The sequence below is a fragment of the Paracoccus aurantiacus genome (assembly GCF_007993065.1).
GTDB lineage: Bacteria > Pseudomonadota > Alphaproteobacteria > Rhodobacterales > Rhodobacteraceae > Paracoccus > Paracoccus aurantiacus.
On record NZ_VOPL01000001.1, the window covers coordinates 60,253 to 77,145 of the forward strand.

Below are 16,893 nucleotides of genomic sequence, written 5' to 3' on the forward strand. Positions count from 1 at the left end.
TTGGCGGAATGGCGTGGCGGGGCGCGATCTGCTTGCGCCGCTGGCGTCGGTCAGCTTTTGGTGTGCGTGACACTGGTGGGGTGGGTCCAGGATATGCGGGTGAATGCGGTTAATCCAGCCGTGACGCGTGGCGACGTGGTGCCCGAGCAAAAGCGTCACTGACCTCGGCATGAATGACATGAACGGTCTTTACCGAACGCATCTCAGACATCTTTCACCAGCCGCAGCGCATCATAGATGGCGGCATGGGTATTCCGCGCGGAAACCGCGTCGCCAATGCGGAAAAGCTGATAGGCGCCGTCGGGGTTTCGGATGACTTGCTGCGGACGGCCGTCGACAAGGGCTTCGTAATCGACCTCGCCCAGATTGGTCGAACCGTCGCGCAGGTCGAAATAGACGTCATCGAAGGGGCGCGTGCCGTGATTGACGATCACCTGATCGACCTCGCGTTCGCGGGTCAAGCCGCTGTAATCGGTCCCGATCACGGCGACCAGTCCGTTTCCCTCGCGCCGCACGGAGTCGAGCTTCCACGTCACCGTGAAAGTCACGTCGCGCGCCTGCAATGCGCGGATGAACGGGGTCAGTGACATGGCCATGATTTCGGACGCGAAACTGCGGTCGCGGGTCACGATTTCCACCTTCGCACCGGTTTCGGCGATCTTTTCAGCTGCTTGAAGCCCCGCATAGTCGCCGGCATCGTCATAGATCAGCACGTTCCGGCCGGGCTTCACATCGCCTGACAGGATGTCCCATGCCGAAACGACAAGATCGTTTCCGTCCGATAATACTTCGGTATGCGGCAACCCGCCGGTCGCCACGATCACCACATCGGGCTTGTCCGCCGCGATGGTTTCCTCATCGGCAAAGCTGTTATAGCGGAAGGTGACGCCAAGGCGTTCGCATTCCGACACGCGCCACTGGATGATCTGGATCATCTCGGCCCGCCTGTGGCTTTGTGCCGCAAGCCGCACCTGCCCGCCCGGATGGTTCGCGGCCTCGTGCACGATCACCTCATGCCCCCGTTCAGCCGCCACGCGCGCAGCTTCGACACCCGCAGGGCCTGCGCCGATAACGATAACCCGCCGCTTCTGGACGGCCTTGGTGATCGTCTGCGGCTGTTCCAGCTCTCGCCCAGTGGCCGGATTGTGAAGGCACAGCGCCATTCCGCCCTGATAGATCCGGTCAAGGCAGTAATTCGCGCCCACACAGGGACGGATGCGATCTTCCTCGCCGCGCAGGATCTTGGCGACGATATGCGGGTCGGCCATATGGGCGCGGGTCATGCCGACCATGTCCAGCTTGCCGCTGGCGATGGCGTGGCGCGCCGTGGCGACATCCTGAATCTTGGCGGCGTGGAAGGTCGGAAAGCTGGTCGCGGCCCTGATTTCCCCGGCGAAATCCAGATGCGGCGCGCTGCGCATTCCCTGCACCGGGATCACATCGGTCAGCCCGGCATCCGTGTCGATATGTCCCTTGATGACATTCAGGAAATCCACCATGCCGCTGTCCTTGAGCCGGCGAGAGATCTCCAGCCCATCATCCTTCGTCAGCCCTCCCGCCAGATCCTCATCGCCAGTATAGCGGATGCCGACGATGAACTCATCGCCCACCCGCTCGCGGATCGCCTTCAGCGTGTCGAAGGTAAACCGCAGCCGGTTGTCCAGACTGCCGCCATAAGGCCCGTCCAACTCATTGGTCAGCGGCGACCAGAACTGGTCCATCAGGTGGCCATAGGCCTGTAATTCGATCCCGTCGAGGCCGGCTTCCTTCATCCGCTCGGCCGCGTCGGCGTAATCCTCGATGATACGGGCAATGTCCCAGTCCTCGGCGCGCTTCGGAAAGGCCTTGTGCGCCGCCTCACGCTCATATCCCGGTGCGACCACCGGCAGCCAGTCGGCCTTGTCCCAACGCGTGCGGCGGCCCAGATGGGTCAACTGGATCATCACGGCGCAGCCGTGTTCGTGCACCTCGTCGGTCAGTTTCTTCATCCAGCCGACGACCTCATCTTTCCAGGCAAGGATATTGTTGAAGACCGGCGGGCTGTCCCGTGCGACGCTTGCCGACCCGGCCGTCATCGTCATGGCAATCCCGGCCTTTGCCCTTTCGACGTGATAGGCGCGATAACGGTCCTTCGGCATACCGTCTTCGGGATAGGCGGGTTCATGGCTCGTGACCATCAGCCGGTTCTTCAGGGTCAGGTGTTTCAGTTGGTAAGGCTGGAAAAGTGGGTCGCTGATCATCGCTGGCCTCCCTGATGGTTGTCCGACGATTCCAAAACTAGACACTTGTGTCAATTAAAATATACATTGATGTATATTTTCTTGTCCTGCGTTCGGGTTTGCGCTAATTCTTTGGGCATGAGTACAAGGTCTGACACCCTAACCGAGATCGAAAACGCATCAGGCTGGCGCGGATCGCGCGAAGTCTGGTTGCATGCGGCAAAGCAGGCGTTCCTGGATTCCGGGCTTGACGCAGTCAAGATCCAGCCGCTGGCAGCAAGCCTGAACCTGTCGCGGGCAAGCTTTTATTGGTTTTTCAAGGATCGGAAAGCGCTCCTTGATGCGCTTCTGGAGGACTGGCAGGCCAAGAATACCGGCGCCTTCGTCGCAGCCTGCGACGCCTATGCGGAAAGCATCGCCGAGGCCATGCTGAACCTGATTGTGGTCTTCCACGATGAGGACCTGTTCGAGCCGCAACTGGATTTCGCAGTGCGAGGCTGGGCGCATCAGTCAGACGAGGTCATGGCCCGCGTCAATCAGGAAGATGAAGTCCGGCTCGACGCGATAAAGGCGCTTTTCCTGCGCTTCGGATTCGACCCGGGAACCGCCGATGTCCGCGCAAGGGCGGTCTATCTGGTCCAGATCGGCTATATTTCGATGCAGGTCCGCGAGGATCAGGCCGTCCGCATGTCCCGCGTTCCCGGCTACGTCCAGACATTCTGCGATTGTCCGCCGACAGAAGGCGAACTGGCGCGCTTCCATGCCAGACTGAAGTTCACACAGATGAGCGCCGATCGCTGCTGATCGGAGTCGTGTAGTCGCTCGCATGATGGAACCAGAGCTTGGCTGCTCCAGGCGTTTCCCCGATAGGGAAAAAACCCGTGTCGAGCTTGCTTCAGAGATCACAATGGCCTGATTTTATTGGTGGAGCCAAGGGGAGTCGAACCCCTGACCTCTTGAATGCCATTCAAGCGCTCTACCAACTGAGCTATGGCCCCACCGGAGGTCTGCAAGGGCGTCATGCGCCGTTGCCGTGGGGGGTCGTATAGGGGGAGGTGTTCGGGTGCGCAAGTGGAAAATTCGCTTTCCGTCGCGGTGCCGGTACTGAACGAAAACGGGGCCGCGCGGCCCCGTGAGATGTCAGGCGAATCGGGCGTTCAGCGGTCGCGCTTCAGCATCGCATCGACGCTGATCGGACCAGGCCCGGCGAAGAAGATGTAGAGGAAAATGAAGCAGTAAAGAATCGCAGCATCGCCGCCATTCAGTGCCGGGACCCAGTGCTGAGGTGCATGCGCCAGCCAGTAGGCGCAAGCCATCAGGCCGGAAAGCAGAAAGGCCACGGGGCGCGAGAACAACCCGATGATCAGAAGGGCGCCACCGATCAGCTCCATCACGCCGGCGATCCAGAAGCGCGACATGACTTCGGGAAAGGCGCGATCACTTGCCGGAAAGCCGAGGATCTTCTGCGTGCCATGGGCGAAAAAGACCAGGGCCGAGACGATGCGAAGGACGCTGCGCATTTGCGGCGCAAAGGCGTTGAGGTTCTGGTAAGTCAAGTTTGTGTTCCTGTTCCGATAGTTACCGGAACAGGATAGGTCACAACTGGTTGCAATTGCAATCAGTCTTCGTCGTCATCCGCGACATCGGCAATGTCGTCCAGCGATACATCGCCGTCGTCATCGTCGTCTTCCAGAAGATCGTCGTCGATGTCGTTGCTGTCATCGTCATCAAGATCGTCATCGATGATATCGTCGTCCTGATCGTCATCTTTCGTCGCGGTCTTTTCCGAGACGAGCGAACGACCGCGGCCCTGCGTCAGGCTTTCCAGCGTGAACTCGCTGGCACAGGCCGGGCAGGTCATCGGATCTTTGCCGAGATCGTAGAATCGGCTCCCGCAATGCGGGCAGAGGCGCTTCGTGCCCCATTCCTCTTTGGGCATGGTAATCTCCTTACGCTGCGGATAGGTAAATCGGTGACGCCCCTGCCACAAGCCCAAGAGGCTGTAAAGACCTATCCCGCCGGCGATGCGCGAAGATATTCAGATTGACGATATTGCCGTGATGGTCAGACGCAATGCGCGCGCCCGGCGCATGACGCTGCGCGTCTCGCGTACAGATGGGGGCGTCGTGCTGACGCTGCCTCCGCGGGTCAGCCTGAAGGCTGCGCAGGATTTTGCATCCTCGAAGGCGGACTGGCTGCGCCGCGCGGTTGACGCGATGCCCGGACCGCAACTGGTGGCCGAGGGTGCGCGCCTTCCCGTTGCAGGGCGCGAGGTGACGCTGCGTTCGCTGCCGATCAGGCGCGTGACCTTCGACCGCGATGTGCTGGGCGTGCCGGTCGGCAAACCGATCGGCGCCAGCGTTCAGGCATGGCTGAAGCAGCGCGCGCATGTATCGCTGATCGAGGCGGTCGGGCGTCATGCGGCCAATCTGGGTCGTCAGCCAACTGCCATCAGCCTGCGCGATACGCGGTCCCGCTGGGGAAGTTGCACATCCGACGGACGGCTGATGTTCTCGTGGCGGCTTGCCATGGCCCCGATCGAAGTGCTCGATTATGTCGCCGCCCATGAAGTCGCGCATCTTGCCCATATGGATCATTCCCCCCGTTTCTGGGCGCAGGTCGAGGCGTTGATGCCGGGATATGCTCCCTATCGGACATGGCTTCGTCAGAACGGTTCGGGGCTTCAGGCGTGGCGCTTTCGAGACTGAAAAGCAGGGATTGACCTTCGCCAGCGCTGTGATCACAAAGATCGGATGACAGCTGCCCGCATCGCAGACCCGGCCGCGCATGAGCGTCTTTACCGTAATCTTCGCGGCCGCATTCTGGTGGGCGAGTTGCCGCCCGGCAAGGCGCTGACATTGCGCGGCATCGCGGGCGAATACGGGGTTTCGATGACACCCGCGCGCGAGGCGGTGCGCAGGCTGGCAGCCGAAGGCGCGCTGACACTTTCGGCGTCGGGGCGGGTGACGACGCCGGAGCTGTCGATCGAGCGCATTGAGGAGCTTGCTGCATTGCGCGCGCTGATCGAACCGGAACTTGCATCGCGGGCCCTGCCGCGCGCGCATTTCGCGCTGATCGACCGGCTGAGTGCCATCAATAACGGCATCGCTGAGGCTGTGATGCGTCACGATGCGGTCGGCTATATCCGCACCAATCTTGAATTTCATCGCACGCTTTACCTGCGCGCGCAGGCGCCGGCCATGCTTGCGATCGTCGAAACCGTCTGGCTGCAGCTTGGCCCGACGATGCGCGCGCTTTACGGTCGCGTGCAGCGGAACGAACCGCCGCGCCATCACCGCATGATTATCGCGGCGTTGAAGGCCGGGGATGAGCCGGCCCTGCGTCTGGCGATCCGCACCGATGTCACGCATGGCCTGCGACATCTGACGGCAGACACTGCGCCCCGTTGACCTTCGGGCCCCGGCGGGGCTATCGCAGGCGTGAACAAGCGGATGACGATGATGAACCTTTTTGCCGATATGCGCGGCGTCGTGCTGGACGCACTGAACGGAATGGCCGATGCAGGTGAACTGCCCGTCGGGCTGAACCTGCACAATGTCACGGTCGAGCCGCCGCGCGATCCCGCGCATGGCGACATGGCGACCAATGCCGCAATGGTACTTGCCAAGCCCGCGGGTGCAAAGCCTCGGGATATTGCCGAACGACTGGCCGCGCGGCTGTCGGACGATCCGCGCATCACCTCGGCAGAGGTGGCGGGTCCGGGTTTCCTGAACCTGCGGCTTGATCCGTCCGCATGGCATGGCGTCATTCGGGCCGCACTTGCTGAGCCGGAAGGCTATGGCCGTTCGGAAATCGGGCAGGGCACGCGGGTGAATGTCGAATTCGTCAGCGCCAACCCGACCGGCCCGATGCATGTCGGCCATACGCGCGGCGCGGTATTCGGCGACGCGCTTTCCAGCCTTCTGGCGTTTGCGGGCTTTGATGTCACGCGCGAGTATTACATCAACGATGGCGGCGCGCAGGTCGATGTCCTGGCTCGGTCTGCCTATGAACGTTACCGCGAGGCGAACGGATTAGAGCCGGCGATTGCCGAAGGTCTGTATCCCGGCGACTATCTGATCCCGGTGGGCGAAGCGTTGAAGGCGAAATATGGCGACAGCCTTGTCGACCAGCCCGAAGAGGAATGGCTGGACGAGGTGCGCGACTTCGCGACCGATGCCATGCTGGAGATGATCCGCGAGGATCTCGATCTTCTGAATGTCAGGATGGACGTCTATTCCTCGGAAAAGGCGCTGTATGGCTCGGGCCGGATCGAGGCCGCAATCGAACGGCTGCGCTCCGCTGGCCTCATTTATGAAGGCACGCTGGAGCCGCCCAAGGGCAAGCTTCCCGATGATTGGGAGGCGCGGGAACAGACGCTGTTCCGGTCGACCGCTTACGGCGACGATCAGGACCGGGCCGTGCAGAAATCCGACGGAGCCTGGACCTATTTCGCACCGGACATCGCCTATCACTGGGACAAGATCGACCGCGGTTTCGATCAGCTGATCGACATCTTCGGGGCCGATCATGGCGGTTATGTCAAACGGATGAATGCGGCCGTGGGTGCGCTGTCGAATGGCCGCGTGCCGCTGGATGTGAAGCTGATCCAGCTGGTCAAGCTGTTCAAGAACGGAGAGCCGTTCAAGATGTCGAAGCGGGCAGGGACATTCGTGACCCTGCGCGATGTGGTCGAGCAGGCGGGCCGCGACGTCACGCGCTTTCACATGCTGACGCGCAAGAACGACGCGCCACTGGATTTCGACTTCGACAAGGTGCTGGAACAGTCCAAGGACAACCCGGTCTGGTATGTGCAATATGCCAGCGCCCGCGTGCACTCGGTCCTGAAGCGCGCTGCCGAGATGGGGATCGACGTGTCGGATGCGGCGCTGTCGAAGGCAGATCTGTCGCACCTGGCGCATCCCGCAGAGCTGGCACTTGCTGGCAAGGTCGCGGAATATCCCCGCCTCGTCGAAGCAGCCGCCGCCGCGCACGAGCCGCATCGGGTCGCGTTTTACCTGTATGATCTGGCCGGCGATCTTCATTCGCTGTGGAATCGCGGCAATGACGATACCTCGCTGCGCTTCGTGCAAGAGCACGATCCGCAGGCAACTTCTGCAAAAATCGCGCTCGTGCGTGCAGTTGGCGTTGTCATTTCGTCCGGTCTTGCTATTCTTGGGGTGACTCCGGCCAAGGAAATGCGCTGACAAAAGGTGCCCTGGCCGGTCTCGGGCAGTTATCAACAGCCGGGCACCCGGCAGGCAGGCATCGTATGGCAGTTACCGATTTCGGCACCCGCCGATTCGCGGATTCCGAGCCCCGTCGGGCGCGGTCCTATTCCTATCAACATCAGGCGCAGGCCGATTACGAAGACGATTACGGCTGGTATGACGAGGACCAGGCCGAACAGGACTATGTTCCCGAAGGTCTCGGGGCGCGGCTTGGGCGTCTGACGCATTATCTTGGCGCCGTCGTCTCGGTCATCCTTCTGATCGGCCTCGTGGTCTGGGGATACAAGCTGGTCGCGCGCGACGTGTCCGGGGTTCCGGTCATTCGCGCCGTTCAGGGCGAGGCGCGCACCGCGCCTGACGAGCCGGGCGGAGAGTTGACGCGCAATGGCGGGCTGACTGTGAACGAGGTCGCTGCCGGGGTGGCCATGCCGCCGAACGCGGAAATCGCGATTGCACCGGCACCGACCGGGCTGGCTGACGACGATGTCGCGATGGGCGAACTTGCCGATCCTGCGGCCATCGGCGCCGTCGCCGATGAAGTCGCGCCGGTCTCGCCACAGAACCCGGTCGTCGCGATGACCGATGCGGAAGCGGCGCTGTCGGTCGACGGTCAGGCGACCGATCTCGGCTCGCTCGGGATCGTATCGGTTGATGACCTGGCGATCAGCGACGACAGCACTCTGGCCGCAACCGAGGCAGAAGCCACGGTGACGCCGACAGTTGCCCCGGGCCCACGCCCCGCGCCGCGCCCGGCAAGCATTGCCGCACGAGCGCAGGCCGCCCCTGCAACCCGGACAGCCGAGGCAGCGCCCGCAACGCGCCCGGCAATCGAGGCTGCGGTCGCCGAAGCCGCGACCGAAGAGGAAGTGCCGGCGCCAGCACCCGAACGGGCCAGCGTCGCATCGGGCTCTCCGGTGGTTCAGCTTGGCGCGTTCGACAGCGATGCGATTGCGGACAGCGAATGGGGCCGTATCTCTGGCCGGTTCTCGTCGCTTTTCTCGGGCAAGGCACAGGTCGTGCAGACCACTGAAAAGAACGGTCGCACCTTCTATCGGCTGCGCGTCGCAGGTTTCGATTCGCGCGACGATGCGCGCCGGTTCTGCGCAGCCCTTCTGGCGGAAGGCGCTGACTGCATCGCGACCCAGCAATGACCAGTGCGGCGATTTTCGGGCTGCTTGGAACCGAACTCAGCAAGGCCGAGCGGGATTTCTTCCGCTCGGCCGATCCGTGGGGCTTCATCCTGTTCGCGCGCAATGTCGCTGACCCCGAACAGATGCGCCGCCTGACCGGCGATCTGCGCGACGCCCTGGGCCGCGATGCCATCATCACCGTGGATCAGGAAGGCGGGCGCGTTCAGCGGATGCGCGCGCCGCATTGGGCGGAATGGACACCGCCGTTGGAAGATGCGCTGCGCGGCGCCGATGCCATGCGCCTGCGCTATCGCCTGATCGGGCAGGAACTCAGGGCAATCGGCATCGACAGCGACTGTGCGCCGACGCTGGATATTGCCAGCGATGAAACCCACCCCTTCCTGCAGAACCGGTGCCTCGGGCGCAATGCCGGGGACGTGGCGCGGCTTGGGCGCGCAGTAGCTGACGGGCTGCTGGAAGCCGGCGTCGTGCCGATCATGAAGCATATGCCGGGTCATGGCCGCGCGGTTGCTGACAGCCATCATGAAACCCCGGTCGTCACCACCCCGCACGCGGAATTGTCGCAGACTGATTTTGCCACGTTCAGGGCGCTGAATGATCTGCCTATGGGTATGAGCGCGCATATCCGCTTTGCCGATCTCGACGATGCGCCCGCCACCTCATCTGCGCGGATGATCGGCCTTATCCGCGATGAGATCGGGTTCGACGGTCTGTTGATGACCGACGACATTTCGATGAACGGGCTTTCGGGAACCATTGGCGAGCGCAGCGCAGCGTCGATCGCGGCGGGGATTGATCTGATCCTGCATTGCCACGGCCATATGCACGAAATGGAGGCCGTCGTCGCCAAGGCCGGTGAAATGAGCGCGGATGCGACCCGCCGCGCTGAACGTGCTCTCGGCTTCCGGCGCGCCCCCGATCAGGTTCCCGCGGCAGAGCTTCTGGCAGAATACCGCGCGCTTGGCGGACAGGTCGAATGGGCAGCGGCTTGACTTAAGGCGCGCGGGCGCGGATTCTGCGAGCCTGTCAACGCGAGTTCACCTTGGCCGACAACGTTACCCCTCTGCGCCCCGCGAATTCGGCTGCGCGTCCGGAACAGCTGACGCTGGAGGTCCGGCGCACGGTCGAGGAACGTCGTGCCGAAGAATCCCTTATCGTCGATATCGAAGGCTATGAAGGCCCGCTTGATCTGCTGCTGAACCTTGCGCGTGTGCAGAAGGTCGATCTGATGCAGGTGTCGATCCTGCAACTGGCCGAGCAGTATCTGGGCTTTGTCGAACAGGCCCGCCAGCTTCGCATCGAGCTTGCGGCTGACTATCTGGTCATGGCTGCCTGGCTCGCATTTCTGAAATCGCGGCTGCTGCTGCCGCCCGATCCGGCGGATGAAGGACCCTCCGCTGACGAACTCGCGGCGCATCTGGCCTTTCAGCTGGAACGTCTGGATGCAATGCGGCAGGCATCGGCGCGGCTCATGGGGCGTGACAGGCTGGGTCAGACACGCTTCGTACGCGGCCAGCCCGAGCAGATCGCCCGCAAGCGCAGCGTCACGTATGATGTCGGCTTGATCGACCTGATGCGCGCATATGCGCGGATCAAGACGAAGGATGAGTTTCGTCCCTATGCCTTCGACCGCAAAGACGTCTACACGATGGAGCAGGCCCTTGACCGGATGCGGCATCTGATCGGCTTCGCCGGTGAATGGACATCACTGCTTGAATTTCTGCCGGATGGATGGGGCGGCGGCGAACGCGGACGCTCTGCGACGGCTGCGACCTTTGCGGCGTCGCTGGAACTGGCGAAGCAGGGCAGGGTCGAAATCCGCCAGACCGAGACCTTCGCCCCAATCTCGATCCGCATCAGACCGGGGAAGGAATGAGCGATAATCCCGAATTTCCACCGCCAGCGCTTGAGGAGCAGGAACGTATGGTCGAGGCGATGCTGTTCGCATCGGCCCAGCCCGTCAGCCTGCGCGACCTGAGCGAACGGCTTCCGCAGGGCGCCGATCCCGCCGAGGCCGTTGCACGATTGCGCCGTCGATATGAGGGGCGGGGTGTAGAACTGACCCGTATCGGCGATGCCTTCGCCTTTCGGACTGCGCCGGACCTTTCATTCCTCATGCAAACCGAAACGGTCGAATCGCGCCGCCTGTCGCGCGCCGCGACGGAAACGCTGGCGATCATTGCCTATCACCAGCCAGTTACGCGTGCCGAGATCGAGGAAATACGCGGCGTCGCGACATCCCGGGGGACGCTCGATCAGTTGATCGAACTGAACTGGGTGCGTGTCGGGCGGCGGCGCATGACGCCGGGCCGCCCCGTCACCTTTGTCGTGACCGAGGGCTTTCTGGATCATTTCGGTCTGGAAACCGCCCGCGATCTTCCGGGTCTGGCGGAACTTCGCGCAGCGGGCTTGCTGGACAGCCGCGCGCCTGTCGATATCGCGCCGCCCATTGTTCGCGAGCAGGAGGATGACGATATTGCAGATGAAACCCGCCCCGGAGATCTGTTCGGCGAGGAGGAATGAGAAGATGAGCAACAACCAGTTCGTAAATGCATTCGGGCGTCATCTGATGAAGGCCGTGACGCGCGCCGCGCTTGCCATCGGCATTACCAAGGGCATCGACTATGTCGCCAATCGCGGCAAGGACCCCGCGAAAATGACAGCCGAGGAGCGCAAGCTGGCCCAGAAAGCCAAGCATGATACCCGCAAGATGGTAAAGCGCGCGCGTCAGGCGGCGCGTATCAGCCGGCGTATTCGCTGAACTGCTTGGCCAGTTTCAGGCCCTGGCCCTGATAGTTGGACGCGATGTCCTGCCCATAAAGCCGGGCAGGGCGATCCAGCATTCTCTCATAGACCAATCGCCCGACGACCTGACCGTGTTCAAGCGCGAAGGGGGCCTCGTGGCAGCGCACCTCCAACACGCCGCGCGCGCCGCTGCCCAGGGTGCCAATGCCGAAACCGGGATCGAAGAAGCCCGCGTAATGCACCCGGAATTCGCCGACCATGGCCAGATAGGGGGCCATTTCGGCCGCGTAATCCGGCGGGATTGCGACCGCTTCGCGGCTGACAAGGATGTAGAATGCGCCGGGATCAAGGATCAGGCGTCCGTCGCGGCTGCTGAGCGCGTCCCAGAAATCGCGCGGATCGTAGGCCCCGATCCGGTCCAGATCGACCACGCCGCTATGCGGCTTTGCACGATAACCGACAAGATCGCCCTCATCCGGCCGCAGATCGACCGAAAAGCCCAGACCCTGATCGATCAGCGCCCGCCCGCCGACAAGCGGCGTCTCGGCGTGAAGCGCGCGCAGGCTGTCATCGTCCAGAACGGCATGACCCTTGCGCAGACGAAGCTGGTTCAACCGCATCCCCGGCCTGACGAGGACAGAGAAACTGCGCGGGCAGATTTCGGCATAAAGCTGTCCGTCATAGCCGTCGGGCAGTCGGTCGAACTCGGTTCCGTCATCAGTAATCAGCCGGGTCAGCAGATCCAGCCGCCCCGTCGAGCTTTTGGCGTTCGCAACGGCGGAAAGACCTTCCGGCAGGCGCAGCCGCTCCATCAACGGGACCAGATAGACGCAGCCCTTTTCCAGCACGGCGCCATTGCTGAGATCCATGCGGTGCATCTCGAAATCTGGCAGGCGGTCTTCGATCCGCTGGCCTTTGCCCGGCAGAAACGAGGCGCGAAGCCGCCAAGCGGTTGTGCCAAGCCTGAGGTCGAGGCTCGCGGGCTGGATTTGCGCATCGGTGATCGGTTGGCTGGCCGAAATGGCACCACGCCCGATCAGCTCTCGCAAGGCATTGTCAGGAAGAACGCCGCTCATTCCGCCCCCCGGATAGACGAACGCCCACCCCGGACGGAGTGGGCGTTTCGGTAATGGTCGGGCCGGCGAGATTCGAACTCGCGGCCTTCCGCCCCCCAGACGGACGCGCTAACCAGACTGCGCCACGGCCCGACGCCGGCCATATAGGGCGAAGCGCGCGCCGGACACAAGGGGCGGAATCACAAAAATCCGACGCATGAAAACAGTCTGTAACGCCGGTCGCCGGACTGACAGGCTTCGGGGTCCCGCACAATCAGGCAGCAAGCCCGGCGCGCGCCTCACGCAGCCGGTCGCGCAACTGAGCGGCGTGTGTTTTCGTCGCATCATCGCGCGACAGTCGGCGCAGGCCGGTGCGAACGTCATCCAGCCGTCTGATCCAGTCGCGCGGCGCGGCGGAAGGCTGGGGGCGCGCGCCATCCGGCCCGGTCCTGTTCTGCGCGAAATCCGGGAAGAGCGGCAGCGTGTCCGCATTGGCGTTTGCTTTCCGCTTGCCCGCAGACTTTGCCGACTTGCCGCCAGCATTCGACCTATCGGCCTTTTTCGGGGCTGGCGCTTGCTTTTCGGTCGGTGCCATGTCGGTTTCCTCGGCGAAATCGCCACCCAGACGTGCGGCCCCGCGCGCCTTCAGCGAAGCACCGCGATCCGCCGTCATCTGCTTTTTCGCACCACGGATCGTCACGCCCTCTTCGCGCAGGATCTCGCAGAGGCCTGCCGCCAGTCGAACGTCGTCCGGTCGATAGTAGCGACGCCCATCGCGTCGTTTCACGGGACTGAACAGGGGAAACTGCGTTTCCCAATAACGCAGGACATGCGGCGCGACGCCGACCAGTTGCGATACTTCGCCAATTGATCGAAACGCCTCTGCCGCCTTTTTCATCTCAGCCCTTGTTACCTGCTGCCACGCGCTCTTTCATCAGGTGAGACGGGCGAAAACTCAGCACCCGGCGCGGCGTGATCGGAACCTCTTCCCCGGTTTTGGGATTGCGGCCGATACGCTCATTCTTGTCACGCACGGAAAATGTGCCGAAGGAAGAAACCTTCACCTGCTCACCGCGCACGAGCGCGTCAGAAATATGGGTCAGAACGCTTTCGACAAGCTGTCCTGATTCGTGACGCGACAAGCCGACTTCACGGAAAACGGATTCGGCCAGATCCATGCGCGTAAGGGTCTTTTCGCTCATATGTCACCTCGTGCGGATGCGTGCAAAAATGCTGTGTTTAAGATGCCGAGTCAACGGACCAGCCGCCCATCCGTTCCGTCAAAGCGCCGAAATATGTGCATTATTCGTGCCTTAATCAGACCGTCCCGTCCAGAACAGGCAGCATGTGGCGAAATTTCGGGCAAAGGCCGGGCTTTCGTTTCGGGACCGGGCGCGATACATGGCGCGGTCAGGAAAGGACATCCGAAATGACCAGTAACCGCCCAGCATTGCCGCCTGAAATCGCGCGCCGCCGCACCTTCGCAATCATCAGCCATCCTGACGCCGGCAAGACCACGTTGACCGAAAAATTCCTGCTTTTTGGTGGCGCGATCCAGATGGCCGGTCAGGTGCGTGCAAAGGGCGAGGCGCGGCGGACGCGGTCGGACTTCATGAAGATGGAACAGGATCGCGGCATTTCGGTCAGCGCGTCGGCGATGTCATTTGAATACAATGACTTCCGGTTCAATCTTGTCGACACCCCGGGCCACAGTGACTTTTCCGAGGATACTTACCGCACCCTGACTGCCGTTGATGCGGCGATCATGGTCATCGACGGCGCGAAAGGCGTTGAAAGCCAGACGCGCAAGCTGTTCGAGGTGTGCCGCCTGCGCGATCTGCCGATCCTGACCTTCTGTAACAAGATGGACCGCGAAAGCCGCGACACCTTCGAAATCATCGACGAAATTCAGGAAAACCTGGCGATTGACGTGGCGCCTGCCAGTTGGCCCATCGGCGTAGGTCGGGATTTCATCGGGGCTTACGATCTGTTGAACGACCGGCTGGAAATCATGGACCGCGCGGACCGGAACAAGGTTGCGGAAACCGTCAAGATCTCTGGCATTGACGATCCGAAACTGGCCGATCATATCCCCGCGGAACAGCTGAGAAAGTTGCGCGAAGAAATTGAAATGGCACGCGAATTGCTTCCGAAATTCGATCGGAAATCCTTTCTTGAAGGGCACATGACGCCAATCTGGTTTGGCAGCGCCATCAACAGCTTCGGCGTACGCGAACTGATGGACGGTATCGGCAATTATGGCCCCGAGCCTCAGCCGCAGAATTCCGCGGATCGCGAGATTGCGCCAGAGGAAAAGGCCGTTACGGGCTTTGTCTTCAAGGTTCAGGCGAATATGGACCCCAAGCACCGCGACCGCGTGGCCTTCGTGCGGCTGGCTTCGGGGCATTTCGAACGCGGAATGAAGCTGCTGCATGTCCGTTCGAAAAAGCCGATGGCGATCAGCAATCCCGTGCTTTTTCTGGCCGCCGACCGTGAACTGGCGGATGAGGCATGGGCCGGTGACATCATCGGCATTCCGAACCACGGGCAGCTTCGCATCGGCGACGCGCTGACCGAAGGCGAGGCGCTGAAATTCACCGGCATCCCTTCCTTTGCGCCGGAACTGCTGCAATCGGTCCGCGCGACCGACCCGATGAAGGCCAAGCATCTGGAGAAGGCCCTGATGCAATTTGCGGAAGAAGGGGCCGCAAAGGTCTTCAAGCCCGCCATTGGGTCCGGCTTTATCGTCGGCGTTGTCGGTGCCCTGCAATTCGAGGTGCTGGCCAGCCGGATCGAGTTGGAATACGGCATTCCCGTCCGCTTTGAGGCGTCGCAGTTCACAAGCGCGCGCTGGCTGTCCGGCCCAAAGGAAAAGGTCGAGGCCTTTGCCAACCTGAATAAACAGCACATGGCGACCGACCATGACGGCGATCTGGTTTACCTGACGCGCCTGCAATGGGACATCGACCGCGTGACCCGCGATCAGCCCGAACTGAAGCTGACGGCGACAAAGGAAATGATGGTCTGACCGGGTTCGGGCCTCAGCTTACAATATCGCGTTATCCGTCGCCCTGATCCGACCGCCTGCCTTGAATGCTGCCGGGTCGCGGGCCATGTCTGATGCAGGCCTGACAGGCAGAAGGGGAAGATATGCGCGTTGCGGCTTTGATGTTGGGGGTGATCGGCGGGCTGTTTGCCATGCTGATCGGGTTTTTCAGCTATGGCTATACCGAGCTTGCCAACCAGCACGCTGCCTTTGCCGACACGTTCGGCACCGTCGATAACCCCGATCTGATCCGCGCCGCCAGCTTTCTTGCCCCGCTTCTGGCGATTGCCGGGGGTGCCATGGCGCCCGCCCGCGCCTTGTGGGGTGGTATTCTGCTGCTGATCGCCGGTGGGCTGATCTATTACGCGTTCGGCTTTGGCGTCTTCACCATGTTCCCCATCGGCTTCTGCCTGACGGCGGGCATTCTGGCCATCGCTGCGGGCAAACCGGATGAGCCGAAGGCGCATTTCTGACGGCTACAGCTTCTTTTCGAAGAACAGATCCGGGTAGGGGTCGGGGTTGAAACGCTCGATCTCTGTCCAGCCATGCTTGCGATAATAGGCGCAGGCCTCGGTCAGAATGCTGTTAGTGTCCAGCCGCAGCGTGTTGATGCCAAGTGCGCGGGCCTTATCTTCAATTTCGGCCATCAGCCGGTGCGTCAGGCCCATGCCACGCGCGGCGGGGGTGATCCACATGCGCTTGATTTCGGCATAGCCATGATCGGTGCCTTTCAGTCCGGCGCATCCAATGGGCAGGCGGTCCAGCATCATTAGCAGGAAGGCCCCGCGAGGCGGCGTCATGTCGGCATGATCCGGGTCACAGGACTTCGCGACGTCGAAACCGCGTTCGAAGCGCTGCGAAAGTTCGGTATAAAATGCGTTCAGACACGCCTGCGCGCGCGGGTCTGATGGAGATACGATTTCATACCGGGTTCGGTCCAGTCCGAAGGCAATCGCCACCAGATCCATCGCATCCAGCAGGGCTTTGGGTCGCGGATGGCGGGCAAGGACGGTGGACGCCTGTTCGTCGGAAAGCCGCTCGTATGACCGGATCTCTTCAGCGCCCGCGTCTGTCAGCGTGGCGATGCGGCAACGGCTGTCGCTCCCACTTATTCTGGTCGTTACCAGACCCTCATCCTCCAACCCGCGCAGATAACGGCTAAGCTGCGCGGAATCGATCCGAAGGTAATTGCGGATCTGGTCCAGTTCCTCCATCCCCTGTCCGATGGCGTTCAGAACGCGCGCAGGCCCAAGCGGGCGGCCAAGCCCAAGATAAGAGCTGTCGAGCGCGCCGGATTCAGCAGTCACGGCGCGGTAGAAGCGGCGGGTGCGGGCGATCTGGTCGGTGAGCATCGTGGTCTCGATATAGTTGACTATTGTCAGGGATAATCGCTGACAATAGTCAGATAAACTGCCTTGGCAAGTGGAATTAAAAAGGCCCCGCGAC

The 16,893-nt window shown here is 62.0% G+C and carries 18 protein-coding genes and 2 tRNA genes; 11 read left to right on the forward strand and 9 right to left on the reverse strand.

Annotated features, from left to right (window positions below; translation table 11 throughout):
* Nucleotides 1-203: 203 nt before the first annotated feature.
* On the reverse strand, nt 204-2,240 hold the full coding sequence (locus FQV27_RS00350) for an NADH:flavin oxidoreductase (RefSeq protein WP_147095634.1): 2,037 nt from the start codon (nt 2,238-2,240) through the stop codon (nt 204-206).
* A 117-nt stretch (nt 2,241-2,357) separates the two neighbouring features.
* Between FQV27_RS00350 and FQV27_RS00355 the strand changes: the two genes are divergently transcribed.
* Nucleotides 2,358-3,023 carry a TetR/AcrR family transcriptional regulator gene (locus FQV27_RS00355; RefSeq protein ID WP_147095636.1) on the forward strand — a complete coding sequence of 222 codons (666 nt, stop codon included), beginning with the start codon at nt 2,358-2,360 and terminating at the stop codon, nt 3,021-3,023.
* Nucleotides 3,024-3,141: 118 nt separating this feature from the next.
* Here FQV27_RS00355 and FQV27_RS00360 read toward each other — a convergent pair.
* The 3 genes from FQV27_RS00360 to FQV27_RS00370 all read right to left on the reverse strand — a co-directional run bounded on the left by FQV27_RS00360 (nt 3,142) and on the right by FQV27_RS00370 (nt 4,158).
* Nucleotides 3,142-3,217: transfer RNA gene (locus FQV27_RS00360), tRNA-Ala, on the reverse strand.
* Between the two features lie 159 nt (nt 3,218-3,376).
* On the reverse strand, nt 3,377-3,775 hold the full coding sequence (locus FQV27_RS00365) for a DoxX family protein (RefSeq protein ID WP_246132947.1): 399 nt from the start codon (nt 3,773-3,775) through the stop codon (nt 3,377-3,379).
* Nucleotides 3,776-3,837: 62 nt separating this feature from the next.
* On the reverse strand, nt 3,838-4,158 hold the full coding sequence (locus FQV27_RS00370) for an FYDLN acid domain-containing protein (RefSeq protein WP_147095638.1): 321 nt from the start codon (nt 4,156-4,158) through the stop codon (nt 3,838-3,840).
* 85 nt (nt 4,159-4,243) lie between these two features.
* On the opposite strand from FQV27_RS00370, the gene FQV27_RS00375 reads away from it, so the two are divergent.
* The 8 genes from FQV27_RS00375 to FQV27_RS00410 all read left to right on the forward strand — a co-directional run bounded on the left by FQV27_RS00375 (nt 4,244) and on the right by FQV27_RS00410 (nt 11,362).
* Entirely contained in the window at nt 4,244-4,927 is a 684-nt protein-coding gene (locus tag FQV27_RS00375) for a M48 family metallopeptidase (RefSeq protein ID WP_147095640.1), read from the forward strand.
* Nucleotides 4,928-4,972: 45 nt separating this feature from the next.
* On the forward strand, nt 4,973-5,629 hold the full coding sequence (locus tag FQV27_RS00380; protein WP_147095643.1) for a GntR family transcriptional regulator: 657 nt from the start codon (nt 4,973-4,975) through the stop codon (nt 5,627-5,629).
* Between the two features lie 51 nt (nt 5,630-5,680).
* The gene (gene argS, locus FQV27_RS00385) at nt 5,681-7,426 is read left to right on the forward strand and encodes an arginine--tRNA ligase (protein WP_147096797.1); all 1,746 of its coding nucleotides are present in this window, start codon (nt 5,681-5,683) and stop codon (nt 7,424-7,426) included.
* Between the two features lie 65 nt (nt 7,427-7,491).
* Nucleotides 7,492-8,601, forward strand: a complete 1,110-nt coding sequence (locus FQV27_RS00390) for an SPOR domain-containing protein (RefSeq protein WP_147095645.1) — start codon at nt 7,492-7,494, stop codon at nt 8,599-8,601.
* Nucleotides 8,598-9,593, forward strand: coding sequence for a glycoside hydrolase family 3 N-terminal domain-containing protein (locus tag FQV27_RS00395; protein ID WP_147095647.1), 996 nt, complete (start codon nt 8,598-8,600; stop codon nt 9,591-9,593). The genes FQV27_RS00390 and FQV27_RS00395 overlap by 4 nt, the downstream gene beginning before the upstream one ends.
* A gap of 107 nt (nt 9,594-9,700) precedes the next feature.
* Nucleotides 9,701-10,477: a segregation and condensation protein A gene (locus FQV27_RS00400; RefSeq protein WP_246132999.1), complete on the forward strand. Its 777-nt coding sequence runs from the start codon at nt 9,701-9,703 to the stop codon at nt 10,475-10,477.
* Nucleotides 10,474-11,124, forward strand: coding sequence for an SMC-Scp complex subunit ScpB (scpB, locus tag FQV27_RS00405; RefSeq protein WP_147095649.1), 651 nt, complete (start codon nt 10,474-10,476; stop codon nt 11,122-11,124). Before FQV27_RS00400 ends, scpB begins: the two co-directional genes overlap by 4 nt.
* Before the next feature lie 4 nt (nt 11,125-11,128).
* Nucleotides 11,129-11,362, forward strand: coding sequence for a hypothetical protein (locus tag FQV27_RS00410; protein WP_246132948.1), 234 nt, complete (start codon nt 11,129-11,131; stop codon nt 11,360-11,362).
* Here the strand turns inward: FQV27_RS00410 and FQV27_RS00415 are convergent.
* The 4 genes from FQV27_RS00415 to ihfA form a co-directional block, all read right to left on the reverse strand.
* Nucleotides 11,343-12,422, reverse strand: coding sequence for a 2'-deoxycytidine 5'-triphosphate deaminase (locus FQV27_RS00415; RefSeq protein WP_147095651.1), 1,080 nt, complete (start codon nt 12,420-12,422; stop codon nt 11,343-11,345). The genes FQV27_RS00410 and FQV27_RS00415 overlap by 20 nt on opposite strands.
* Before the next feature lie 54 nt (nt 12,423-12,476).
* Nucleotides 12,477-12,554 (reverse strand) — tRNA-Pro (locus tag FQV27_RS00420).
* A 121-nt stretch (nt 12,555-12,675) separates the two neighbouring features.
* Nucleotides 12,676-13,299 (reverse strand): MerR family transcriptional regulator, encoded by a 624-nt coding sequence (locus tag FQV27_RS00425; protein ID WP_147095653.1) that lies wholly within the window; start codon nt 13,297-13,299, stop codon nt 12,676-12,678.
* Nucleotide 13,300: 1 nt separating this feature from the next.
* A complete protein-coding gene (ihfA, locus tag FQV27_RS00430) occupies nt 13,301-13,603 on the reverse strand; it encodes an integration host factor subunit alpha (RefSeq protein WP_147095655.1) in 303 nt (100 codons plus the stop codon).
* Nucleotides 13,604-13,830: 227 nt separating this feature from the next.
* Between ihfA and FQV27_RS00435 the strand changes: the two genes are divergently transcribed.
* Nucleotides 13,831-15,429 carry a peptide chain release factor 3 gene (locus FQV27_RS00435; RefSeq protein ID WP_147095657.1) on the forward strand — a complete coding sequence of 533 codons (1,599 nt, stop codon included), beginning with the start codon at nt 13,831-13,833 and terminating at the stop codon, nt 15,427-15,429.
* Between the two features lie 122 nt (nt 15,430-15,551).
* Nucleotides 15,552-15,920: a hypothetical protein gene (locus FQV27_RS00440; RefSeq protein WP_147095659.1), complete on the forward strand. Its 369-nt coding sequence runs from the start codon at nt 15,552-15,554 to the stop codon at nt 15,918-15,920.
* 3 nt (nt 15,921-15,923) lie between these two features.
* Here FQV27_RS00440 and FQV27_RS00445 read toward each other — a convergent pair whose 3' ends face one another.
* Nucleotides 15,924-16,799: a helix-turn-helix domain-containing GNAT family N-acetyltransferase gene (locus FQV27_RS00445; protein ID WP_147095661.1), complete on the reverse strand. Its 876-nt coding sequence runs from the start codon at nt 16,797-16,799 to the stop codon at nt 15,924-15,926.
* Nucleotides 16,800-16,893: the final 94 nt, after the last annotated feature.